Origin of the sequence: Streptomyces sp. NPDC002790, assembly GCF_040295505.1 — a bacterium.
Taxonomy (GTDB): domain Bacteria; phylum Actinomycetota; class Actinomycetes; order Streptomycetales; family Streptomycetaceae; genus Streptomyces.
In genome coordinates, this window is record NZ_JBEOVM010000103.1 from 1 (window position 1) to 22,796 (window position 22,796).

Here is a 22,796-nt window from a genome sequence, read left to right on the forward strand (position 1 = left end):
CCACTTCAAGCCCCTGCGGCGATTGAGCAGGCTTTTCAAGCCCCGCCGGCGATTGAGGCGCGGGGTCCGGGGCAGAGCCCCGCGACCGCAACCCCGTCTGGGCTCCCGCTCACACGGGGCTGACGGAGAGCCCACCCAGCACGGCGGACGCCCTCCGCACAGCCACCGACCCGTACGCGGTACGCAACCGCACCCACGCCCCGGCAACCACCAGGTCAACCTCCGCCCCCCGCAAAAACCCAAGAGACGCCGCCGCATGCACCATCCGCACCGGCGCCCCACTCCCCCCGATCTCCCGCGCCCAGACCTCACCACCGATCCGGTCAAGCTCCCCGCGGGTCCGCTCCTCCGGCGCCAACTCCTCAACCCGCGCCCGGAATTCAGCCACCGCCGCCTTCACAAGCCCACGCAACGCATCCGCATCCGGGAACCCGTCCACCCGCTCCCACCCACCGAGCGGCGGCAACACCCCGGCCCACGGCGGCCCGGTGACCGCGGCGGGAACCGTGGCCGTAGCCGTCCCCTCGTCGAGCGAGTCGAGCAACTCCCCCGCGGACACGGTCACATCGAGCGTGTCCTCGATCCCGTTCTCGTACGGCTTGAGCAGCCGCGCCGTCCGCACGGCCAGCACCTCGAACGAAGGCGGCCGCCCGAACACCGCGAGCGCCTGCCCACCGGCCTGCGCCCGCAGCCGCACGGCGGCCGCCTTGTCGTAGTGCAACAGCCGGCCGAGGAAGGCGGCGAGATCCGCCACCTCCCCCGCGTCGGCGAAATGCAGCACGGACGCGCTCATGCGACGAGCGCCTCCGCACGATCCGTACGCCCCGCGTCGTCGTCCCGGTACTCCTCGAGGAACTCCCGCTCCTCGCCGGTGATCCGACGCGGCCGCTGCGCCTCGAAGTCGAACGGCACGACGACCGTGGAGGCACGCACGTACACGACGTCCTCGTCCTTCACTTCATAAGAGAGCGTGAACGAAGCCGCCTTTATCTCACTCACCCACAGCTCGATGTCCACGGGCCGGTGCCGGTGCACCAACTGCCGCTTGTAGTCGATCTCATGGCGCGCCACGACGGACCCCTGCTGGAAGTCCTTGTCGGGCCGGAACAGGAAATCAATCCGCGCTTCCTCCAGATACCGAAGGAAAACCACGTTATTGACATGCCCGTAGGCATCCATGTCGGCCCAACGCAGGGGGCAGGCGTATACGTGGCGAGCCATCAGCCGCGGGTCAGCTTCTTGTAGGTGGCGCGGTGCGGACGGGCCGCGTCGGCACCGAGCCGCTCGATCTTGTTCTTCTCGTAGGACTCGAAGTTGCCCTCGAACCAGAACCACTTGGACTCACCCTCGTACGCGAGGATGTGCGTGGCGACCCGGTCGAGGAACCACCGGTCGTGAGAGACGACCACAGCGCACCCCGGGAACTCGAGCAGCGCATTCTCAAGGCTGCTGAGGGTCTCCACATCAAGGTCGTTCGTCGGCTCGTCAAGGAGCAGCAGGTTGCCGCCCTGCTTGAGGGTGAGCGCGAGGTTCAGACGGTTGCGCTCACCGCCGGAGAGCACGCCGGCGGGCTTCTGCTGGTCAGGCCCCTTGAACCCGAAGGCGCTGACGTACGCCCGCGAGGGCATCTCAACCTGCCCGACATTGATGTAGTCGAGCTCATCGCTCACCACGGCCCAAAGGGTCTTCTTCGGGTCGATGTTGGCGCGGTTCTGGTCGACGTACGAGATCTTGACGGTGTCGCCGACCTTGATGGAACCGGAGTCCGGCGTCTCGAAGCCCTGCAACATCTTGAACAGGGTGGTCTTACCGGCACCGTTCGGGCCGATGACACCGACGATGCCGTTACGCGGCAACGTGAAGCTCAGGTCATCGATCAGAACCTTGTCCCCGAACGCCTTACCCAGGTGCTCGACCTCGACGACCATGCTGCCCAGGCGCGGGCCCGGCGGAATCTGGATCTCCTCGAAGTCCAGCTTCCGCATCTTGTCGGCCTCGGCCGCCATCTCCTCGTAGCGGGCGAGACGCGACTTCGACTTGGTCTGCCGCCCCTTGGCGTTGGACCGCACCCACTCCAGCTCTTCCTTGAGCCGCTTCTGCCGCTTCTCGTCCTTCTTGCCCTCGACCTTGAGGCGCTCGGACTTCTTCTGCAGGTACGTGGAGTAGTTGCCCTCGTAAGGGATCGCGCGGCCGCGGTCGAGCTCAAGAATCCACTCGGCGACGTTGTCCAGGAAGTACCGGTCGTGAGTAATGGCCACGACAGTGCCCTTGTACTGGGCGAGGTGCTGCTCCAGCCAGTTCACGGACTCGGCGTCGAGGTGGTTGGTGGGCTCGTCGAGGAGCAGCAGGTCGGGCGCCTCGATGAGCAGCTTGCAGAGCGCGACGCGGCGCTTCTCACCACCGGACAGGTTGTTGACGGGCCAGTCCCCGGGCGGGCACCCGAGAGCGTCCATGGCCTGCTCCAGCTGACCGTCGAGGTCCCACGCGTCGGCGTGGTCGAGGTCCTCCTGGAGCTTGCCCATCTCGTCCATGAGCTCGTCGCTGTAGTCCGTCGCCATGAGCTCGGCGACCTCGTTGAAGCGCTTGAGCTTGCCCATGACCTCGGCGGCGCCGTCCTGCACGTTCTCCAGAACGGTCTTGGACTCGTCGAGCTTCGGCTCCTGCATCAGGATGTTGACGCTGTAACCGGGCATGAGCACGGCGTCACCGTTCGACGCCTGCTCGATCCCCGCCATGATCTTCAGGACGGTCGACTTACCGGCACCGTTCGGACCGACAACGCCGATCTTCGCTCCGGGCAGGAAGTCCAGGGTGACATCGTCGAGGATCACCTTGTCGCCGTGCGCCTTGCGCGCCTTGCGCATGGAGTAGATGAACTCAGCCAAGAGAAACCGTCCGGCAGTCGAAGTGTGTGTAGCAGTAAAGGCCCCGCATACTGCGGCTCCACCGCGTGAGGGCAGATACACCCCATCTTGCCTGATGGCCACCGGCCGGGGGAAACCCGTATCGCCCTGTGGCCCTGAACTGGGCGTTCTACGGGGCCGGTCGTAGCGGAGCTGTCACTGTCGGTCGCCGATTGTCGCCGTCGACCAACCTCGCACGGCCCAGGGACGACCCAGAACCCGTCACCGGCTGATCACTTGGCGGCATGCCACCCTTGCGCCACGGCACCAGCGGACGCACGGGACGACCTCCGAGACCTCCTCAACGAATGGGACCCGATCGGGGTGGCCGAGCTCGTCCAGGACGAGTACGACTACATGCCGACGCCACTCCTGACTCGACTGCGGCGCGGGGCTGGCCGGGCAGAACTGAGGGACTTCCTGCACGACGAGCTGACGGGTCACTCCGGCCTACCCGAACCCCACGGTGCGGATGATGCGGATGACGTGGCCGCCCGCCTCACCGCCTGGTGGACCTCGACGCATCCGCAGGTCTGACGTGCCCAGCCGTTCGACGCCCTGGCAGCGCTATCGGCCGATGGGAATCTCGTAGACGATCTCGCAGAGGGCGGCGGGCACGACGATGTCGGCAGTCTCCACGGGCCGACTGGTCGCTGTAGTACGTGCGCCGGATGTGCGTCACGAGCGCGCTCTTCTGGATACCCAACATCGACGCCTCATCGGCGGTGACCTGGACGAGACGGGAAACGAGACGGTGACGAGCGACTGGCCTTGAAGACCGTTGCGAGACACTCGCGTTCGGGAGTGAGCTGCGTCACACTGACTGTCAGGTTAAGCAAGGGGGGACCATGAGCGACTCGTACGTCAACGCACCCATCCGAGCTCGCATGTACGCGAACATATGGCACAAGGTGATCTGGGTCGTCGTGGTTGTACTGTCGGCCGGCCTCTTAGCGCCGCCGTTGTTCTTCATCGCGGCCAAGAAGCGCGTCGTCAGCATGATCGTTCCGATCGTCTATGCAGCGCTCATTTACGGCTCGGCCGTCCTGGCGTCAGTGTTCGGCAACCCAAAGAACTGGGTGGGTGGCGTCTTGGCCATCACGATGATTGTCGCCGCTGTACACGCAGCCATCCTCGACACCGATTGGAAGTCCGGCCGGTGACGCCCACGGTGTTGCCGTCCCGGCAGAAGTAGAGCGCCGGGTCGACGCGGAAGGAAGGCGTCTGCCGTACGACCCGATCACTTTCCTCCCGTCGTTACCCTTGTGATCCGTAGCTCTATGCGGATCGGCCAGTACAGGCCATATCGGTTGTGTAGACGACCCACACGGCGGCTACGGAATGCCATCGGTGCTGCGGTTGCCGTACCTCGCTGCTGTACCGCAACTCCCGCACAGGGTCGCAAGAGCAGCAACATCGGCATAGGCGCCGATCACCTTCGCCGTAGGCTCCCAGGCAATTACCACGAGAACGATCACGATCGTCACCCACGGCCCAAATCGCAGGTTTGACAGGTACCCCCCGGTCGAGAGGCAGACTCACAGAGATGTCCTTTCCGGATGTCTTGAAGCCCGTCCGTGGCGCCATACCTCCAAACGACAGCGTCTCGGACGGGCTCTCCTTTGTTGTGGCACAAGTTTCGGCCACCCTAGAAGCAGGAAATGCGGCCCGAACGGGGGTGGGGAGAACAGGGGCTAGGTATTATGGAACACGCCACCACCTGGCCATTTACGGATGGGCGGAGGTCGCCCGAAGATGGCTCATTCTTTTCGAAGTTGCGTTTCCTGCATGAACTCGACCGCCCCCTTTGCCCATAATCGCGATCACCCACGCAACTCCAGCTTCCATCCCGCCCGCCATCGACCCACACGTATGTGGAGCGGGCGTGACCCCTGGTGTCCAGGTGGAGCACCCGTAGCGCGGTCCGAAGGCATGAGCGCGAGGGGCGGCGAAGCCGGTAACCCGCCGGGCTTGTAAGGCTATTGACACCGTTCGGTCACCTCCCTGCCGGGTCCGGGGGCACCAGGTGCCCCCGGGAGGGAATGACCAGACCGGCCTCGGGCAGGAGGTGCATGCGCGGCAGACCGCCGGGCAGGGCGTGCGTGGCACGTCGTCGATGAGCGCATCGCGCCGAAGGAGAAACGGCCTATGACACAGGGCGAAACAGCCACCAGGAACCCGGACAAGGGCTACGTAGCGCTACTTGGCTGGAGTCTCAACGCGGTGGAAGCCCTGGACCGATTCGATCGGAGATACGTCGTCGTGGCCCCGGAGTGGGCCGAGGAGTACTGCGTCGAGCACGACATCCCCTACGTACCGTGGAATTTCGAGCGGCTCAACGACCGCTCCATGGAGATCGCCGAGACCCTTCAGAACGAGGGCGTCGACGTCGCGATCCCGCTGTATGAGGAGACCGTCGAATGGGCGGGGGCGATCAATTCCGTCCTCCTGGGCAATCCGAGGCTGTACGGACAGGCCATGCTGCTGCGCGACAAGGCGCTGATGAAGCGCCGCGCGCAACTCGGCGGCATCCGCGTCGGGATCTTCGAGGAGGCCCACGACCGGGACGACGTGATCCGCTTCCTCAAGCGCGTCAACCAGACGCTGCTCAAGCTGGACGGGGACCCGAACGACCCGATCCACCTCAAGGCGTTCGACAAGGCCGGCTGCCTCGGGCACCGCGTCATCCGCACCCCGGACGAGGTCGACACGATTCCGGACGAGGAGTTCCCCGTCCTCATGGAATCCCACCTCGACGGCTGGGAGTTCGCGGTCGAGGCGTGGGTGCACAACGGGAAAATCAAGTTCCTCAACATCTCCGAGTACGTCACGCTCGGCTATTCGGTGTTCGTGCCCGCGACCCCGGAACTGGAGAAGTACCGCCCGCAGATCACGGCGCAGATCGAGAAGCTCATCAAGACGTTCGACATCGAGTTCGGCTTCGTGCACCCGGAGTACTTCGTCACCAGCGACGGCGAGATGCACTTCGGCGAAGTCGCCTACCGGCCGCCGGGCTTCAAGGTGTTCGAGTTGCTGGAACGGGCATACGGGTTCAACGCCTACCATGCGCTGGTGCTGGCGTTCGACCCGAAGACGACCGAGGAGGAGATCGACGCCTTCTTCCCGCGCGAGGTCGTCGACGCGTCCGGCGTCGCCGGCTGCTTCGGTGTCTACCCGCGCCGCCGCGTCGTCAGCGAGCTGGAGATCCCGGAGGAGACCGAGGACGACGACTACTACGAGTCGCACGACCTCTCGACACCGCTCGAGGAGACCGTCACCAAGAGGACCGCGTTCGGCACCCATTGGGGCCTGGTGTACTTCTTCGGTGACGACCCGTACCGAATGCGCGAATTGTTGAAAAAGCAGGAAGAGCTCGACTTCTACGTCTGAGAACTCACGTCTGAGAACTCATGGACGCAGGAGGCCAACCCGAGGGAATCCCTTTGAAACCGACCGTCGACGTCAACGGTGAGGCCACGACGCTGGACAAGCGCGTGACCGCACTCGACGACGCCATCCAGGCCATGGCCGAAACCCGTGACTTCGGCAAGCACACGAAGCTGCGGCGGCTCCTGGAAGCCCTGCGGCGGGTGCTCACGCAGCCGGGTGGCGCCGCGGCCGTCCAGGCCAGGGCGCAGGCCCTCGAGGAGGCCGGGCTCTTCCAGGGGACGGACTGGGCGTCACCGGAGATCCTCATCCCGTCGCTGGTCAGCGCAGGTCTGCTCAGCGGGGACACGGACACCGTGGTGATCGAGGCGACCAGCGAGCTGCGGATGCTCGCCGTCGCCCGCGGTGACTTCGCGCACCCGACGCTGCCCGCCGATGACGCCCGGCAGTTCCTCTCCCAGGTCCTGGCGGCCAACCTGGAGCTGCTGTTCAGCGCGCCCAGCGAGGCGGAACGCGCCCAACAGGGCCGGACCGCACAGCTCATCCGGGACCTGTTCCGGCACCTCGCCGACGAGATCGGTTACGACAGCGTCCTGGACAACCTGGTCGACGAGATCTGGCGGATCCTGCGCCAGCGTCCGATCCAGGTCGAGGCGGTGCAGGCGCTGATCACCCGGATCGCGGTCTACCGCAATGACCCGGACGTCGCTCTCGGCGTGTCCTCGGGGCAGGGCATCGACCGGCTCATCACGAGCCTGTTCGGGACCACCGAGGCGTGCCGGGACGACCCGGGCATGGAGGTCTTCCGCTCCCGCCTCGAGGCGATGGACGCCGGCGGCCTGCAGTACGAGGCGGCGGGGTTCGCGCGGGCGATGCACGACACCGGCCTGGTGTCGCAGTACCACGCGGAGCTGCTCCGGTTCCTGCTTCAGGAGAGCGACTACCTCGTCGGTGAGGCGCTCGGCCTCTCCGACACCGGCCGCAACTGCCTGTTGCGCTACAGCCAGTTGGTGCACCGGCTGGTCGAGGTGGCCGTGCACCCGCAGACCGCGCAGTGCATCTACGGTCTCGCGCTGCTGCTCGACCGCGGCATCCTCTACGAGCCGCCGATCGTGCCCGCACTGTGGCGCCAGCTGTCACTCGAACTCGCCCCGGCCGCGCGGGAGCGGCTGACCGCGGTCTTCGGCGAGGGCGACGAGGAAGTGGGGCCGCGGGAGCGACTCGTCGCGGGGGTGCTCTCGATGCTGGGCCAGCCGCTCGGCGTCGGCCAGGGCGACAACCCCACCTGCCAGTCGGCCCGCGCGCTGTCGATGTGGTCGTACAACGACCCGGACTACCTGCTGCAAATGGTGGTCTGGGCCGCCCGCGACGACGAGGTGCTCATGCACTTCGAAGGACAGCCGATCTCGTCGAAGGACAGCGGGGCCGGAGTGGCGACCACGCTGCCGATGGACCTGGACCCCGTATCGCTGGTCGTGGTGCCCCACTTGGACCGGATCTACGCCGAGATGGGGAGGCGCTGCGTCGACCGGCCCGGGGATCCGCACCGGTGGGTCAACCCCGAGTTCCACGGCTGGTGGACGCCTCGCGGGTTCCACATCAACGTAGATGTCGCGACCGGGAACCTGGTCGACCTCGACGAGTTCCTGCGGGCGTTTCACGCCGGCTACCACCCGTTCTACAACGGGGAGCAGCCGCTGATCCATCCGCAGCCGGCCGGTGTCGCCGTCACCGACAGCGCTGCCCGCTACGTCGGCTGGCACGCGATCACGATCCTGCGGGTCGCGCCGGACCCGCAGGACGTCATGCGGGTGTACTTCTTCAACCCGAACAACGACAGCGGCCAGGACTGGGGCGACGGCGTCGTCGTCTCCACCGCGGGCAACGGCGAGCGGTTCGGCGAGGCCTCACTGCCGTTCGACCAGTTCGCCTCACGGCTCTACATCTTCCACGCCGACCCGCTCGAACACGGCGAACCGGAGCGGGTGCCCGCCGAGGACGTCGCGGGGATCATCGGCTACATCGAGCGCAGTTGGGGCGACGACCGGCTGCCGGCGGGGATGTTGCAGGCCCAGGAGGGGCCGCCCAGCTTGTGAGCCCGGTACCCGTTGCGTAGATCGTCGTGTGTCTCCGTCGTACGCGGCGGGGGCAGGTCTTGTGGGGGTCGGTGCGAGGCGGGTGAAGGGTGGGGAGGGCGTGGGTACGCTCGCCGCGTGCCGATTCCGAGCGAGTTGCCCACGGCCCCGGACCCGACCCAGCAACTTCGCTTCTCTTTGCTCGGCCCCCTCCAGGCCTGGCGGGGCGACAACGGTCTCGAGCTCGGGCCGGTACGTGAACAGGCCCTGCTCGTCGCCCTGCTGCTCCGGCCGGGCAGGACCGTCAGCCGGCAGCAGCTGCTCGACGGCGTGTGGGGGACGGAGCCGCCCGGCACGGGCAACAGGGTGATCCCGGTGTACGTGCATCGGTTACGGCGCCGCTTGGACGCCGCTGGTTCTGCTGGTTCGGTGATCGAGACCGTACGTGGCGGGTACCGCTTCGTCCCGGGCAGTACGTCCGTGGACGTGGCGCGGTGGGAGGAGACCGCCGCCGAAGGGCGTGCGGCGCAAGCCTCCGGAGACCTGGGCGCCGCCGTGGACGCGTGGTCGCGCGCGTTGGAGCTGTTCCACGGGGAGCCGCTGTCCGGGATACCGGGGCCCTTCGCCGAAGGGGAGCGGCTGCGGCTGGCGGAGCAGCGGCTCTTGGCCGTGCAGGAGAAGGCCGACTGCCAGCTCCGTTCCGGGCGGCACACCGACGCCCTGGCCGAACTGTTCTCCCTGACGACGGCCCACCCCTACAACGAGGCGCTGGCCACCCTGCTCATGCGCGCCCTGCACGCCGCCAACCGGCAGGCCGACGCGCTGGACGTGTACGCGACCGTGCGCCGCCGCCTGGTCGACGAGCAGGGCGTGGAGCCGGGCGCCGAACTTCGACAGGTGCACGCGGCGGTGCTCCGTGGCGAGGAGGCCGGAGTCGCGGTGGCGGCAGCGGTACGGGGACGGTCGACCGTGTCTCCGCGGCGTCCCGACGACTCCCCCCGCAAGCACCGCGCGCGCTATGAACTGCCCGTCGACACCAGCAACTTCACCGGCCGTGAGCGCCAGCATCAGCTGCTCGTCGCGCCCGCCGACGACCGGGAGATCACCGTCCGGGCGGTCGACGGCATGGCAGGCGTCGGGAAGACCTCCCTGGTCGTACGCGCGGCACGGGCCCTGCGCCACCGGTACCCCGACGGCTGCCTCTTCGTAGAGCTGCACGGACACCGCGAGGACCGCGCGACGGTGGGGCGGCAACGCGTTCTGCGCCGATTATTACGAGCCGTGGGGGCCGGCGAGGGGCAGGACTCCGAGGACCTGGACGAGCTGGCCGCGTCATGGCGGGCGGCCACGGCCTCCCTCCAGCTGCTCCTCGTACTCGACGACGCCGCCCGCGCCGAACAGGTGCGCCCGCTGCTTCCCGCGGGGACCGGCTCCCTGGTGCTGGTGACGAGCCGTCGGCGGCTCACCGGCCTCGACGTGGACCGCAGGGTCTCGCTGTCCCCTCTCGGCATCGACGAGGCGACCGACCTGCTGACCCGCATCGTGGGCCGCGAGGACGGGACGGAGAAGGAGGCGGGGGATGGCACCAGCGTCGGCCGCGAGCGCGTCGCTGTACGGGAGTTGGCCACCTTGTGCGGGCGGCTTCCGCTCGCGTTGCGGATCGTCGGGGCGCGGATCCAGGACCGTCCGCCCTGGGCGGTGGAGGCGCTGGCGGCCCGGTTGACCGACGACGAGCGGCGCCTCGACGAACTCGCGGTCGAGGACCGCAGCGTAGAAGCCGCGTTCGGAGTCTCCTACGCGCAGCTTCCGGACTCCGAGCAGCGCGCCTTCCGCGTCCTTGGCCTCTCGCCCACCGTGCGTCTCGACCGGCTGACGCTGGCCGCCCTTCTCGACCGGCCGCCGCCCGACGCCGAGCGCGCCCTGGAGAACCTGGCCGACGCGAGCCTGGCGCAGCGGGTGACCGTCGACCGCTATCGCCTGCACGACCTGGTGGCCGTCTACGCCCGCCGCGTCGCCGCCGGATCGCCCGCCGAGGCCTCGGCGGCGCGGGAGCGGGTGTTCCGGCTGTACGTCGCCGCCGCCCGCTGCGCCAGCGACTGGGGAACCTCGTCCACCCCGACGGGCCCCCAGGGCACCGGCCCCTTCACGGGCTGGGAAGAGGCCACGGCCTGGCTGGACGAGGCGGGCGGCGAACTGGTCGACGTCGTCGCTCAGGCGGTGGCCGCCGGTCGGGTGGACGAGGCCTGCTGGATCGCCGAGGGCCTGGTCGACTACCTCACCAGGCAGGGCCGGTTCCACGAGTGCCGCACCGCGCTGGAGATGCTGCTCCCGCTGCTCGAACAGGCCACCGACCGGCGGATGGACAGCGCGCTGCGCATCGGCTTCGGCATTACGTACGGTGTCCAGGGCCGATACGGCGAGGCCCGTGCCTGGTTCACCGAAGCGCTGGACATCAGCCGCCGCGCCGACGACCACCATGAACAGGCCCGCGCCTACGCCGGCCTCGGGACCTTCGCCAATCTGGAGGGCCGGATCGCCGAGTCCATGGAACACTTCGCCGAAGTCCTGCGCCTGGCGGGCGAGTTGACGCACGACGACTGGCTGACCGGCTCGATCATGACGCGGGCCGGCGACATGCACCACCAACTCGGCGAGCACGACAAGGCGTACGACCGCTATCTGAAGGCGATCGCCCTGGCCGAGAAGGCGGGCAGCCCCCGACTCCTCGGCAAGACCCTGCTCCGCCTCGGCGGTCTCCAACTCGACCTCGGGCGGCCCGCCGAGGCCGTCGGCTCCCTCGGGAAGGCGGAGAGCCTGGCCCGGCGTCTCGGCGATGTTCCCCTGTACGCCGCCGCCCTCGACAGGCTGTCCACGGCCGAGGCGGACCTGGGCAACCCGGCGGCGGCCGCCGATCTCCGGCGCCGGGCACGCACCGTCCTGGACGAGGCGACCGACACCGCCCCGGAGATCGCGTTACGCCACCGGCTGCTCTGGCACGAGGCCGTGGCGGACGGCCTGTCCGGGTCCCGCGACTTCTTCGAACGCGGCACCGCCCTCCCCGACACCGAGTCCAACCGGGCGCGGATCTCCCGCGTCCTGGACGACCTCGGCGACCGCGGCGACCTCGCCGACCGAAGACCGGGAACGGGACGGGTAGGCGGAGAAGGACAGGGACGGGGCGGGAATGGTCCGGCCGGGCGGTAACCGGCCGGACCACCTCCCCCGTCCTGCTCCCCCGTAGCGGCCCGGCAGTCCTACACCGGGTCGCCGTTCTGGTTGAGCCACTGGACGCCGTCCTGGCCCGTCTGGTTGAGGCTCTTGGGGATGGCGACCGCCGGGTACTTGTCGTGCAAGGTGAAGTACCCGGGCGCGTTGGTGACGGACCTCAAGTCGCACACCGGGTCCCCGACGATGCAGAACCGCTTGACCGGGACCCCGTCGAAGTTCACCGGCCCCGCACCGGGCGCGGTGGCGATGCCGGGGATGCCGAGCCCCTTGGGCACCTTGGCCCCGAAACCGGTGTCGGGCTGCATCGGGTCGGCGTAGAGCATGCCGTCGACCTGCGACTTCGGAATACCCGTGTCGCCCTTCGCGATCTGCTGGAGCACCACGTCCGCCGCCTGGGCGCCCTGCGAGTAGCCGGTGATCGTGAGCTGGGCGTCGGGGTGCGCGTTGTGGGTGTCCTGCGCGGCCTTCAGCCCTCTCTCGATGCCCAGTTGCACGCTGGCGTCGTAGGTGGGCGAGGTGAGTGCCTCGGGGTTGACCTTCCCGGAAGGCTCGATGAGCGAGCCGGAGGGGCCGATGATCGGGCCGGCGGAGGCCGGGTAGCACACCTTGATCGCGGAGGCGCCGAGGCCGAACGCGTTGTTCGCGGCGTCGTACGAGGAGTTGGTGTTGGGGCAGCCGTCCTTGTTCTCCGTGGGGCCGGTGCCGCCGATCTCGATGTAGTAGTGCTCCGCTCCGTCCGCGTGCGCGGCCGGCGCGAACGCGACGGCGCTACCCGCGGTCAGCACCGCCGCCACGGCAACGGCGCGAACCGCCCCCGCCGCCCTGCTCTTCCTCGACATGCGCTTTGTCGACATGTGCGATCCCCCTTACGTCGTGAACGTGCCGGTCAACCAACACACTTGACGCTAGGCACCGGTGATCACATCCCGTTGACATGTGGATGACAGCGCAGGTGGCACGGGGGCAGGGCGCCTATTCGGAGGCGTGATCGGAGCCGTGGTCGGAGCCTTGGTCGGAGTCGCTGCCGGAGCTGTCGCCGGGCGACTTCTTCTTGCGGCCCAGGACGATCGACGCCCCGCCGACCAGGACCAGCAGCACCGCGATGCCCGCGATGATCGGCGTCGCGTTCGAACTGCCCGTCTCGGCCAGGTCCGTGTCGCTGCCGGAGCCCGTACCACCGACGGAGGCGGGGCTCGGCTGTGTCGTCGCCTGCGTCCGCAGACCACCGCCCGCCGTGGAACCCACAGCCGAGGTCGTCGCGCAGTCGAGCACGCCCCGTATTCGCTTCTCGAAGCCGTGCGGCCCCTTGATCGTGAAGTCGTACGCCTGGTCCTCCTGCAGCGGTATCGTCACCGTCCGCGTCTTCCCGGCCGGGATCGTGTACCGGGTGCCCATGAGCGTGAACGTGTACGGCGCGTCCCCGCTGTTGGCGGCCGTGATGTCGACGCCGCCCTTCTCACAGTTCTCCCGCGCGGACAACGCGGGCACGGCGCCCGCGCTCGCCCAGGTCGCCGTCGCGGTCGCGGAGACCGTGGACTCGCTGGAGCCCGCGAGGATCTGCGTCTGGCTTCTGGTGTCGGAGGCGAAGGCCCGGCCGACCGGAACCGTCGTCGACGCCTGAACGGTCAGCTCCGCCGACCCCGCCTTTGCCCCCTTGGGTACGTCGAAGTAGAGCCGGCTGCCGTCCTTCGCGGTGGTGACGGGCTTGCCCTTCTCGTCGACGAGCCGCACCCCGCTCGCGGCGGCCTCGGCGGGCGGCAGCACGGTGACGCTGTCGGCGTTCGTGTGCACGGTGACCGGGCCGACCCTGTCCCCGCCTTCCGCATCCGCGTCCGGGTCCCCCTGGCCATCCGCATCCGCACCCGTATCCGTATCCACACGATCGGCGGATGACTCGTCGCTCTGCCGCACGGAGACGGCCTGCGGGGTCAGGGTCAGCGAGGCCCGCGGCTCCGCGAGGTCACGCGCGCTGCGCTGCAGATAGTCGGCGAGCTTCTCCGCGGCGGGGCTGACCGCGTCCACATCGGCCTTGTCGGAGTAGCGCCAGATCGCGACCTGGGTTCCGGCCGCGGCCTCCTGCTCGGTGAGGCTCCCCGCGTGCGCCTTGCGGGCGAGCGCGGCGAGATCGTTGACCTGCGGGTACGAGTTCTGCAGGATCCAGCGGATGCGTCCCGCGTTCGCGTTGTCGTGCAGCGACGTGCCGGCCCATGCGGTCTCTTGGTACTTGGCGTCCGGCTGCGTCGGGTTGTGGACGTCGACGCAGTACGTCTGGAGCGACCCGCCGTCATCGACGGCCATCCGGAACAGGCCCGCCGACACCTTCTCGTCCTTCCCGGCCTCGTGGATCACGGCCGCGTCGTACGTCTCCAGGCCGGTCAGAGTGGCGCTCGCACCTCTCTGCTCCGTGGCGCCGTCGTCGGCTTGCGCGACGCCCGCGCCGGATATCGCCCCTGTCGCCATGAGTCCCGACATCAGGGCCGCCGCGGCGAGACGGGCTGCGCCTCGTCCACGCCGAACGGTCCGTGAGCACACAGAAAACACGAAATTCCCCTTCAGGCGGGACGGATGGTCACATGGGGGGTGGTGTCCCGCCGGCAGAATCAACGCCAACCACAGTGATTCGGCTGGCCCTTGCTCCCCTGACCCGTCGCTGCACCTGATGCGCAGAGGTCCCGACGAGCCCAGGAGTCACGCTCGGCATCCTAGGGAAATGATCTTCGGGGATCCCCGAAGCCGCCTTCCGGCAACCGATCCGAATCGCAATCGTTATCGCCAACACCGTTTCCGAGCTGGGCATATCGACAAATCGCCCCGCGTGCGGGAGCCGACGGCCAGCGACTCGACCACGGTTACGCCACCGGTTACGCCACCGGTCACCCAACCGGCTGCGGCTCGGCCACTTCGGGCACGGCCGAGGCGAGCTCGGCCGGTTCCCGCTCCGGCTCCGGCTCCGGCCCCGGCCCCGCCAAGTCGGGCTCAGCCTCGGCCGGCTGCCGTCCCGCCGCCTTGCCGGGGTCGACGTCAGGCCACGCGCCCACCCCGCCCGGCCTGACGCCATCCGCCCTCGCGCCATCCGGCTTCGCCGCGCCCGGCTTGGCCGCGCCCGGCTTCGTAACGTCCCATGGAGAATCGCCCTGCGGAGAAGCGCCCCACGGAGAATCGGCCCGCGAGGAATCACCCCGCGCCGCGCCCTCCGCACGGAGCTGTTGCACCCGCCGGAACGCGGAGGTCCCGCGCGACAGGTCGTGCCCGATCGCGACCGCCTCGATGTCCGCCGACGTCCAGTGCTGCCCGCCCCGCTCCTCGTCCCGCACCTTCAACTTGCCCTGCACCATGACCGGTTCACCGAGCGCCAGGGAGCTCTGCACATTCGTCCCCAGCGCGCGCCAGGCCCAGACCGTGAAGAAATTGGTGTGCCCGTCCACCCACACGTTCTGCACCCGGTCGAAGCGGCGCGTGTGCGCCGCGAGCCGGAACCGGGCGACCGGCCCCGTCGGCAACTCCCGGAACACCGGTGTCGTCGCCACGTTCCCCACCACGGTCACCATCGTCTCGCTGCTCATCCGGAACCCCTCCCGTGCCCCCCGCCCGGCCCCATCGGCCAGGACGTCCGTGCGCGGCCCGAGCCCTTCCCGAGCCGCGATCACAGATTGCCCCCGCGCCGCGATCCCCGCCGACGCCTGTGTCCTACCCGCGGGTTGTGGAAATCCCGGTCACTCCCCCGGCCACCCGTACGTACTGCTCCCGCACCTCCCGGTACCGCAGCAGCTCCGCCGCGACGGGATCCAGCACCCGCGCCCTGCCACAGGCCGCCGCCGCGTCCCTGAGCCGTCGCTCGGCCTCCTGCCCGTACCGGCGCGCCGGCCCCTTCGCCGCCATACGGCAGGACCACTCCACGCACGGCCCGCCCACGAGCCCCGCCAGCACCAGCAACAGGGGCACGCCCAGATTCGTGGAGAAGACCCCGACGACCTGCCCCAACAGCCACAGCACACCCAGAACTTGCAGCAGCGTCATGGCTACCTGCGCGAACACCGCGACCGGCCACCAGCCGGGCCGCGGCGGCCGCCCGGCCCCAAGCTCCGGCTTCGCATACCCGGACGCAGCACCGCACACGACACCTGACACGGCACCAGACACAACACCAGGCACGCCATCGGACACACCCTCGGACGCCAGCTCGTCGAGCGCCTCGGGCAGCCCCTCGCCGCCCCGCGTCGCGGCCTCCCGCACGGCCTGTCCCCATGCGGCGGGCAGCCCGTTCGCAGCGGCGTCGCCGACCACCCGCACCGCGTGCTCGACGCGCTGCCTGGCCGTGACCTCGTCGTCGGCGGGGACCACGGGGACCGTGCCGGTCGAGCCGACCGCGCGCCGGTCCTCGTACCAGCGCCAGAGCCTGAGCCACGGGGTTCCGCAGGCCCGGTTGGCGCCCCGGCTCCACTCCCGCCCGGCCGCCTGACCCGCGGCGGCGGCGCCGACGGCCTCGGCGAGCCGGTCCGCGAACTCCTCTCGGGCCTCCTCACTCAGCCCGCTGTGCCGCCCTGTCGCGTACATCTGCTTCAGATGGTCGGCGGCGGCATCGACGTCGGCACCGATCCGGCGCGTGGCGGCCCGGCGTTCGGTGGTGACCTGATCGAGGCAGTCGCGCAGGTCGTCCACGCCCTCACCGGTGAGGGCGGAGATCGGGAGCACCGTGGCACCTGGCTCACCGTGCTCGCCGAGCGCGATGCCGTCCTCGTCGAGCAGCCGGCGCAGATCGTCCAGGACCTGCTCGACGGCGTCACCGGGCAGCCGGTCCACCTGGTTGAGCACAACGAACATCACCTCCGCGTGCCCCGCCATGGGCCGCAGATAGCGCTCGTGGAGCATCGCGTCGGCGTACTTCTCGGGGTCGACGACCCACACCACGGCATCCACGAGGCCGAGCACCCGGTCGACCTGGTCGCGGTGTTCGAGCGCGGCGGAGTCGTGATCGGGCAGGTCGATGAGGACCAGCCCGTCCAGCGCCGCCTCTCCCTGCGAGCCGTTCTGCCCCTGCTGCCCTTGCTGCCCTTGCTGCCCTTGCTGCGCGGGACGCCGCCGCGCCCGCCCGGGGATCCCGAGCCGGTCGAGCAGCCCGGCGGCCCCGTCCGTCCAACTGCACGCGATCGGCGCCGAAGTGGTGGGCCTACGTAGACCGGTCTCCGAAAGCGGCACGCCCGCGAGGGCGTTGAACAGCGTCGACTTGCCGCTCCCTGTGGCCCCCGCGATGGCGACGACGGTGTGCCGGGACGACAGCCTCCGCCGGGCCGCGGCCTCGTCGAGCACCTGCCCGGCCTCGGCGAGGGCCGCCCCGTTGAGCCGGGTGCGCGAGAGCCCGACGAGCTCCCGCAGCGCGTCGAGCCGCTGCTTCAACTGCCCGTCGTACGTCCCCGATCCGGCCGGCACCGCCACCTCGCCGCCCTGCTTGGCGACGCGCCGCGCGATGAGACCGTCATCCCAGGGGCTGGACTCCGTACGCCCTTCGGGAACCCCCGTACCCCCGGCAGCTACGGCATCGCCCTCTGCCCCTGCCCCTGACGTGTCCCCAAGGTTGTCCGCGAGATCCGTCAGATCGGAGTCGTCGACGGAACAGTCGTGATCGACAGAGCTGACGGAATCGACGGGATCGCCAGGACCCCTGAAGTCGGGATCGGAATCGGAACCGGGGTCGGAATCGGAATCGGGATCGGAATCGGTCTGATCCGTGACGGCGGTCAGCGCCCTCACCTCTCCTTCTGCAGCAGCGAAAGGGCCGCGATCAACTCGGCCTGGGATTCGGGGGTGATGTCGAGCGCGTCGAGCGGCGCGAGCCGACGCTCGCGTTCCGCGCCGAGCACGGTGTCCAGGTACTCGCTCAGGAGCTGCCCGCCGCGATCACGCAGCCGCAGGGCGCCCTGGGCACCGATCCGCTCGGCGAGGTTCTCGCCCGCGGCCTTGCCCCGACGGCCGCCGAGCAGCCCGGTGGCGACGAGCGCCGCGACGGCCTCGGCGTCGGGCGGCGAGCCGTCCATGGTCTGGGCGGCGGCCCGTACCTCGTCCTCGGCGTACTCCTCGAGCACTCGCCGCCAACGTCGTACGACAAGGCCGATCCGCTGTTCGGCGGTCTCGGACTCGGAATCCCGCCTACGTAGTTCGGGGGCGCGCGCGCCGGGTTCACGGCGCCAGGCCTCGTCGACCCGCTCGTCGGCCGCGGTCACCGCACACGCCAACAGGGAGCCGAGATTCTCCACCAGAGCACCGAGCAGCTCACCGGCCGCGCAGTCCGCCGGGTAACTGCGCCAGTGCTTCCGGGCGTTCCCCGAAAGCACACCGCCCTCCTGCAAACGCTCGAGTACGCGTGCGTGCTCGTTCTCGTACGCGTCCTCGACGGCGGAGGTGAGCCGGATCATGGCGGAGTGCTGGGCGGCGACGGCCGCGGCCAGTTCGGGCATCCGGGCGCGCAGCGAGTCGAGCGTGCCGCGGGCGGTCCGGGCCACGGCGCGGGCCCGCGCCTCCGGGTCCTGGGCCCGGTGGGTCAGCCAGGCACGGAGCGGGGCGACGGCGGTCGCGGGCAGCAGCCCGCCGTTCCCCGTCGACTCGGGCAGCTCCGGCACGGTGAACCGGGGCACCTCGCCGAGCCCGGCCTTGGCGAGCAGCGCGCCGTACTGCCGGGAGACCTCGGAGACGACCTGGTGGGGCACCCGGTCGAGCACGGTGACGAGCGACGCGTCGTACTCCTTGGCGGTACGCAGCAGCCGCCACGGCACGGCGTCGGCGTACCGGGAGGCGGTGGTGACCATGACCCATACGTCGGCGGCGCTGATCAGCCGTGCGGCGAGTACCCGGTTCTCGGCGACGAGCGAGTCGATGTCGGGGGCATCGAGCAACGCCAGCCCGCGCGGCAGCACCCCCGAGGTCTCCACGCGCAGCACCCGCTCCTCCACGTCGGGAACAGGCTCGAGGTCATCCTCTTCCTCGCCCTCCCCCTCCAGCCCGCCATCGGCCTGTTTGGGCATCCACACGCGCGTGAGGTCGGGCAGCACCCGCACCCCGGAGAACCAGTGGTGGTCATCCGGATGGCACACAAGCACGGGAGTACGTGTGGTCGGCCGCAGTACCCCGGCCTCGCTCACGACACGCCCCACGAGCGAGTTCACGAGTGTCGACTTCCCGGCGCCCGTGGAGCCGCCCACGACGGCGAGCAGTGGCGCTTCGGGAGCCCGCAGGCGGGGCACCACATAGTCGTCGAGTTGTGCGAGCAGCTCGCCGCGGTTGGCACGCGCGCGTGGCGCCCCCGCGAGCGGGAGCGGAAAGCGCGCGGCGGCGACACGGTCGCGCAGCGCGGTAAGTGCGTCGAGCAGCTGAGGCCGAACGTCCAAGGTCACCACACGTGAAGAATGCCCAATTTTGGCCGCTTTATGAAGCATATGACCACGCCTGCGCGCCGATAAGTTACGCGATAGGGCACAGGAAGCACACAGCGGGACGGAAGGGGCGACTGGGGACGCAGGCATAACGAGTGCACAACACCCGAGGCGTATGAAGCCAAAAGCGCTGCAGGATTCGTACCCACCTGCGATTATCGGGACCGCTTCACTGAACCTCCACATCGTGCCGCGGAGGCGAAGCAGCAAGGACAGGGACCCGGGAGCCCTATCCTTGTCCCGGCAAGGTCACGGATCACCCCACATCCCCGACCAAGCCACCGGCCACACACCGGCCCCCGTAGCTCAGTGGATAGAGCAGGCGCCTTCTAAGCGCTTGGCCGCAGGTTCGAGTCCTGCCGGGGGCGCTCAAGACCTCGCCGGTCGATGGGTTCGTCGCCGGGTGACGGCATGACCATGTGGCGGGCCCACCCACCCTGATCGGCAGCGAGCGCGGCCGGAATCGTGACACCGGCTCGGCGCCCGCGCCCGGACGGGGCTCGCGCCGCGTCATCCGGTCCCGCCCCGGGGTAACCGCGCCGGGCCCAAGAGGGCGATTCATGCGTCCATGTCGCCGCCGACGACGCCACCTGCCCCGGGCCCCGGGTCCTGGGTCGAAATCGCCTTCGGCTACGGCGACTTGGTGTACCTGCGTGAGACCTCCGCGCCTGGCACCGTCGTCACCACCACGCAGGAGAAGTGGAACGCCTTCACGCTCGGCGTGCGGGCCGGAGAGTTCGACCACTTCGTCGAAGGTGCATAGCGGCCGATGTCGGGGCTGTGCGACTCCCCCTGGACCCAGGCACTCGTTGAGCGCCTCTGCCGTCGGGCCGTGAGCCGCAAGCCGCAAGCCGCGAGCCGGTTATTCCGTGGTTTCGCAGAGTGTGCGTCCGTAGTGTCGGTCGGGCCAACTACGAGCGGGGGTGGAGTGGATGAAGCTGGCTGAGGCGCTGGCAGAGCGTGCGGATGCGACGCGGCGGGTCGAGCAGTTGCGGTCGCGTGTCGTCGACAGTGCGCGTTATCAGGAAGGCGAGACGCCCGCGGAGGACGCGCCGCGGCTGCTGGCCGAGGTCGGCGAGGTGCTGGACCGTCTGGAGCTGCTGATCCGGCGGATCAACCGCACCAATGCCGCAGTGCGGGTCGGTGAGGACGGCACCCTCACCGACGCGCTCGCACGCCGGGACGTGCTCCGGCTGCGTCATTCAGTGATCACTGCGGCGGCGGACGCAGCCGCCGGTTCGGGTACGCGGGGTTACGGTCGGCAGCTGCGTTCCGAGCTGGTGATGCTGTCCGCGCTGTCGGTCGGCGAACTGCGTGCGCAGGCCGATGTTCTCGCGCGCGAGATCCGTGAGATCGACGTGCGTATTCAGCGCGCGAACTGGGAGGTTGATCTGCTGGAGCTGGGATAGGCCAGTCCATGGAGGTCATGTCGATGTGGAGCAGGTAGCCGTGTCGGAGGCGTGCACACACCGAGGGGCGGCGGATTCCCGGCCCACTCCTGGCGCGTGAAGAGCAACGCGGGGGTTCGATTCCCCACGAAACAGTGCAGCTCAGCACCGCGTACAGGTGACAGTGCACCGCGCACAGCACATCACCACGTGCAGATCCGAGACGGTGAGGGTGGGCTCGGGGCTCTCCACATCACAACGCATCACCGCAGGCTCGTGAGAGCGCGCGTCGGCCGCGCCTCCACACGTCGGCCGTTGGACTGTGACCCAGGACTGTGACTCAGGACTACGACGTATTCGTAGTTCCGCGTCACAGTTCCCAGTGGGCGCCGCCGCCTCGGAGCCGGGCCCTTTCGTCACTGTTCCGCAACAGCCATGAACCGCCTGGCTGGGTGCCCCGTAGACCCCGGTGTGCGCGGATCTAGGACCGCGGGCGAATCGAGACGAGAGAAGGAACCGAGATGGCCGGCGGCAACATCAAGATCAGCCCCGACGAGATGCGCGAAGCGTCCACCTGGCTGCAGAACCAGAAGGAACTCATGCAGCAGAGCCTGCACGAGGCCAACACCAAGATGGACGAGATGGTCGAGGCGGCCTACGCGACGCCCGGCTCGGAGAGCAAGTTCCGCCCGTACTGGGAGGAGTACAAGAACGGCACCGAGAAGGCCATCGAGGGTCTGCAGGGTGTCAGCGAGTTCATCCAGCAGGTCGCCGACGCGTTCGTCGACACCGACGACCAGACCGCCGGCTCCATCGGCTGAAGCACCCCGCATCGCCCGGCCCCGCCCTCCCTGTGAGGGCGGGGCCGGGCGGCTGGCACAGGAAGAGGAGAGGACAGGAGACGCCGATGGGGCGCATCAGTGTTCCCGTGCAGGATCTGAAGGACACCGTCAAGGAGCTCCAGAACATCGGGGACCTGATCGGGAACTCCGCGACGCTCTACCACGCCGCCGGTGGCTCGGGGGACTTCAAGAGCGTGGCCGGCGACAGCAAGCTCGCGGACGCCCTCGACGAGTTCGACAAGGCGTGGGTGGCGGGTCACGAGCGCGTTCACGACAACGTGAAGAAGTTCTCCGACAACACGGACACCATCGCCGAGAACTTCACGCAGACGGACGACGAGACGGTCAAGTCGCTCGACGAAGACAAGCAGGACGCGTGACGAAACGTGACGACACACGTCGCGCGGAAGGGAACAGCGCCATGACGGAACCGACCACGGAGCGGCCGGAGGCGGCCCCGCCCGCGGAGTACAGCCTGAGGTTCCCCGACTCGTGGTGGCAGCTCGACCTCGACCCGAGCACCCGGGACGCGTCGATCCGCCGCCGTATCGAGGCGCAGGTGGAGAAGGCCCCGCAGCTGACCCGCGAGCGGGTGGACGGGCTGATCCGCGATACGCGGCGCATCGCCCGCGAGGCGCATGCGAAGGGCGCGCTGCGGGCGTCGGGGATGATCAGGATCCTGCGCGCGGGCAGCGGGCCGCTGGTGCTCAGCGCCACCACGGTGGTGCTGCGGATCTCCGTTCCGGAGGAGCAGTCGGAGGATCTGGCGGACCTCGTCATGGCGGCCGGCGTGCAGCTCGGCACCGATGCGGAGGGCAGTGGACTGCCGGTCGGCGAGGTGGAGTTGGTGGAACTCCCGCATGCCGGGGCGGCCGGGCGGATCTCCCGTATCGAGGACATCGAGTACCACGGGAAGCGGGTGCCCACCGCGGTACGGCACACCCTCGTCCAGGTGCCCAACACCCACGACTACCTGGTGATCGCCAGCTCCACGCCCAACGTGGATCTGACGGAACAGTTCTACGAGGTCTTCGACGCGATCGCGGAGTCGCTCCGTTTCGGCGACCCGGCCGACACGGCAGACCCGGCCGACACGAGCGCAGCCGACACGACCGACGCAGCACAGGGAAAGTGAGGTCGCGGCCATGGCGCGTCCAGCGGTGTCCGATTGGGAAGACGTTTTCGGGTTTTCGGACGACCCGACCCCCGGCGATGCGGACATGCTCGGAGACCTGGCCCGCCAGTACCGCTCCGTAGCGGACAACGCGGGCGACGCCCTGCCCCTCGTCTCCGGTCTGGAGAACAACCAGACCGGCGAGGGCAAGACGATGGACAAACTCCGGGAGAAGCTGGGCGACCTGGCCAGCCAGGTGCAGAAACTGCACAGTTCCTACGACCAGGCCGCCGGCGCTCTGGATGTTTATGTGCATTCGCTGCGTGATCAGCAGCGCAATGCCGACCAGGCCCTGGAAAAGGGGCGCGAGGCAAAGGAGCGGCTTGAGTCCGCCACCAATGTCGTCAAGGCCGCCGTCGCCGACATCAGCACCCT

General features: G+C 69.2%; 18 protein-coding genes, 1 tRNA gene and 2 pseudogenes. 12 read left to right on the forward strand and 9 right to left on the reverse strand.

What is annotated here, in order from left to right; translation table 11 throughout:
* Positions 1-109 precede the first annotated feature (109 nt).
* Genes ABT004_RS29755 through ettA form a run of 3 tightly spaced genes read right to left on the reverse strand, consistent with a single transcriptional unit; the run spans position 110 to position 2,885 of the window.
* On the reverse strand, positions 110-793 hold the full coding sequence (locus tag ABT004_RS29755; RefSeq protein ID WP_351342831.1) for a DUF8010 domain-containing protein: 684 nt from the start codon (positions 791-793) through the stop codon (positions 110-112).
* Positions 790-1,221 (reverse strand): acyl-CoA thioesterase, encoded by a 432-nt coding sequence (locus ABT004_RS29760; RefSeq protein WP_351342833.1) that lies wholly within the window; start codon positions 1,219-1,221, stop codon positions 790-792. Before ABT004_RS29760 ends, ABT004_RS29755 begins: the two co-directional genes overlap by 4 nt.
* On the reverse strand, positions 1,221-2,885 hold the full coding sequence (gene ettA, locus ABT004_RS29765; RefSeq protein ID WP_351342835.1) for an energy-dependent translational throttle protein EttA: 1,665 nt from the start codon (positions 2,883-2,885) through the stop codon (positions 1,221-1,223). The genes ABT004_RS29760 and ettA overlap by 1 nt, the downstream gene beginning before the upstream one ends.
* A 342-nt stretch (positions 2,886-3,227) precedes the next feature.
* Here ettA and ABT004_RS29770 point away from each other — a divergent pair, with 342 nt between their 5' ends.
* The gene (locus ABT004_RS29770) at positions 3,228-3,440 is read left to right on the forward strand and encodes a hypothetical protein (protein WP_351342837.1); all 213 of its coding nucleotides are present in this window, start codon (positions 3,228-3,230) and stop codon (positions 3,438-3,440) included.
* Positions 3,441-3,470: 30 nt separating this feature from the next.
* Here the strand turns inward: ABT004_RS29770 and ABT004_RS29775 are convergent.
* Positions 3,471-3,636 (reverse strand): annotated as a pseudogene (locus ABT004_RS29775) (GntR family transcriptional regulator); the annotation flags it as partial.
* 115 nt (positions 3,637-3,751) lie between these two features.
* Between ABT004_RS29775 and ABT004_RS29780 the strand changes: the two are divergent.
* The 4 genes from ABT004_RS29780 to ABT004_RS29795 all read left to right on the forward strand — a co-directional run bounded on the left by ABT004_RS29780 (position 3,752) and on the right by ABT004_RS29795 (position 11,569).
* Positions 3,752-4,066 carry a hypothetical protein gene (locus ABT004_RS29780; protein WP_351342839.1) on the forward strand — a complete coding sequence of 105 codons (315 nt, stop codon included), beginning with the start codon at positions 3,752-3,754 and terminating at the stop codon, positions 4,064-4,066.
* Between the two features lie 985 nt (positions 4,067-5,051).
* Positions 5,052-6,293 carry an ATP-grasp domain-containing protein gene (locus ABT004_RS29785; RefSeq protein ID WP_351342841.1) on the forward strand — a complete coding sequence of 414 codons (1,242 nt, stop codon included), beginning with the start codon at positions 5,052-5,054 and terminating at the stop codon, positions 6,291-6,293.
* A 53-nt stretch (positions 6,294-6,346) separates the two neighbouring features.
* On the forward strand, positions 6,347-8,386 hold the full coding sequence (locus tag ABT004_RS29790) for a hypothetical protein (protein ID WP_351342843.1): 2,040 nt from the start codon (positions 6,347-6,349) through the stop codon (positions 8,384-8,386).
* 117 nt (positions 8,387-8,503) lie between these two features.
* Entirely contained in the window at positions 8,504-11,569 is a 3,066-nt protein-coding gene (locus tag ABT004_RS29795; RefSeq protein ID WP_351342845.1) for an AfsR/SARP family transcriptional regulator, read from the forward strand.
* A 50-nt stretch (positions 11,570-11,619) separates the two neighbouring features.
* On the opposite strand, the gene ABT004_RS29800 is transcribed toward ABT004_RS29795, so the two are convergent.
* The 5 genes from ABT004_RS29800 to ABT004_RS29820 form a co-directional block, all read right to left on the reverse strand.
* The gene (locus ABT004_RS29800) at positions 11,620-12,447 is read right to left on the reverse strand and encodes a cutinase family protein (protein WP_351342847.1); all 828 of its coding nucleotides are present in this window, start codon (positions 12,445-12,447) and stop codon (positions 11,620-11,622) included.
* A gap of 118 nt (positions 12,448-12,565) precedes the next feature.
* Complete coding sequence (locus ABT004_RS29805; protein ID WP_351342849.1) at positions 12,566-14,065, reverse strand: Cys-Gln thioester bond-forming surface protein; 1,500 nt, start codon at positions 14,063-14,065, stop codon at positions 12,566-12,568.
* A 401-nt stretch (positions 14,066-14,466) separates the two neighbouring features.
* A complete protein-coding gene (locus ABT004_RS29810) occupies positions 14,467-15,156 on the reverse strand; it encodes a single-stranded DNA-binding protein (protein WP_351342851.1) in 690 nt (229 codons plus the stop codon).
* A gap of 124 nt (positions 15,157-15,280) precedes the next feature.
* Positions 15,281-17,332, reverse strand: a complete 2,052-nt coding sequence (locus ABT004_RS29815; RefSeq protein ID WP_351342863.1) for a GTPase — start codon at positions 17,330-17,332, stop codon at positions 15,281-15,283.
* A 5-nt stretch (positions 17,333-17,337) separates the two neighbouring features.
* On the reverse strand, positions 17,338-18,981 hold the full coding sequence (locus ABT004_RS29820; protein WP_351342853.1) for a dynamin family protein: 1,644 nt from the start codon (positions 18,979-18,981) through the stop codon (positions 17,338-17,340).
* Positions 18,982-19,312: 331 nt separating this feature from the next.
* Here ABT004_RS29820 and ABT004_RS29825 point away from each other — a divergent pair.
* The 7 genes and pseudogenes from ABT004_RS29825 to ABT004_RS29855 all read left to right on the forward strand — a co-directional run.
* Positions 19,313-19,385, forward strand: a tRNA-Arg gene (locus ABT004_RS29825).
* A gap of 200 nt (positions 19,386-19,585) precedes the next feature.
* Entirely contained in the window at positions 19,586-19,780 is a 195-nt protein-coding gene (locus ABT004_RS29830; RefSeq protein WP_351342855.1) for a DUF397 domain-containing protein, read from the forward strand.
* Between the two features lie 169 nt (positions 19,781-19,949).
* Entirely contained in the window at positions 19,950-20,426 is a 477-nt protein-coding gene (locus ABT004_RS29835; RefSeq protein ID WP_351342857.1) for a DIP1984 family protein, read from the forward strand.
* 500 nt (positions 20,427-20,926) lie between these two features.
* Positions 20,927-21,226 (forward strand): WXG100 family type VII secretion target, encoded by a 300-nt coding sequence (locus ABT004_RS29840; protein ID WP_326015071.1) that lies wholly within the window; start codon positions 20,927-20,929, stop codon positions 21,224-21,226.
* 86 nt (positions 21,227-21,312) lie between these two features.
* Complete coding sequence (locus tag ABT004_RS29845) at positions 21,313-21,627, forward strand: hypothetical protein (protein WP_351342859.1); 315 nt, start codon at positions 21,313-21,315, stop codon at positions 21,625-21,627.
* A 41-nt stretch (positions 21,628-21,668) separates the two neighbouring features.
* Positions 21,669-22,382, forward strand: coding sequence for a hypothetical protein (locus ABT004_RS29850; RefSeq protein WP_351342861.1), 714 nt, complete (start codon positions 21,669-21,671; stop codon positions 22,380-22,382).
* Between the two features lie 10 nt (positions 22,383-22,392).
* Positions 22,393-22,796 (forward strand): annotated as a pseudogene (locus tag ABT004_RS29855) (hypothetical protein); the annotation flags it as partial.

Coding starts and splice junctions, on each gene's coding strand:
- ABT004_RS29755 (WP_351342831.1), bottom strand. CDS start 793: ATGAGCGCGTCCGTGCTGCATTTCGCCGACGCGGGGGAGGTGGCGGAT.
- ABT004_RS29760 (WP_351342833.1), bottom strand. CDS start 1,221: ATGGCTCGCCACGTATACGCCTGCCCCCTGCGTTGGGCCGACATGGAT.
- ABT004_RS29780 (WP_351342839.1), top strand. CDS start 3,752: ATGAGCGACTCGTACGTCAACGCACCCATCCGAGCTCGCATGTACGCG.
- ABT004_RS29785 (WP_351342841.1), top strand. CDS start 5,052: ATGACACAGGGCGAAACAGCCACCAGGAACCCGGACAAGGGCTACGTA.
- ABT004_RS29800 (WP_351342847.1), bottom strand. CDS start 12,447: ATGTCGACAAAGCGCATGTCGAGGAAGAGCAGGGCGGCGGGGGCGGTT.
- ABT004_RS29805 (WP_351342849.1), bottom strand. CDS start 14,065: ATGTCGGGACTCATGGCGACAGGGGCGATATCCGGCGCGGGCGTCGCG.
- ABT004_RS29810 (WP_351342851.1), bottom strand. CDS start 15,156: ATGAGCAGCGAGACGATGGTGACCGTGGTGGGGAACGTGGCGACGACA.
- ABT004_RS29830 (WP_351342855.1), top strand. CDS start 19,586: ATGTCGCCGCCGACGACGCCACCTGCCCCGGGCCCCGGGTCCTGGGTC.
- ABT004_RS29835 (WP_351342857.1), top strand. CDS start 19,950: ATGAAGCTGGCTGAGGCGCTGGCAGAGCGTGCGGATGCGACGCGGCGG.
- ABT004_RS29840 (WP_326015071.1), top strand. CDS start 20,927: ATGGCCGGCGGCAACATCAAGATCAGCCCCGACGAGATGCGCGAAGCG.
- ABT004_RS29845 (WP_351342859.1), top strand. CDS start 21,313: ATGGGGCGCATCAGTGTTCCCGTGCAGGATCTGAAGGACACCGTCAAG.
- ABT004_RS29850 (WP_351342861.1), top strand. CDS start 21,669: ATGACGGAACCGACCACGGAGCGGCCGGAGGCGGCCCCGCCCGCGGAG.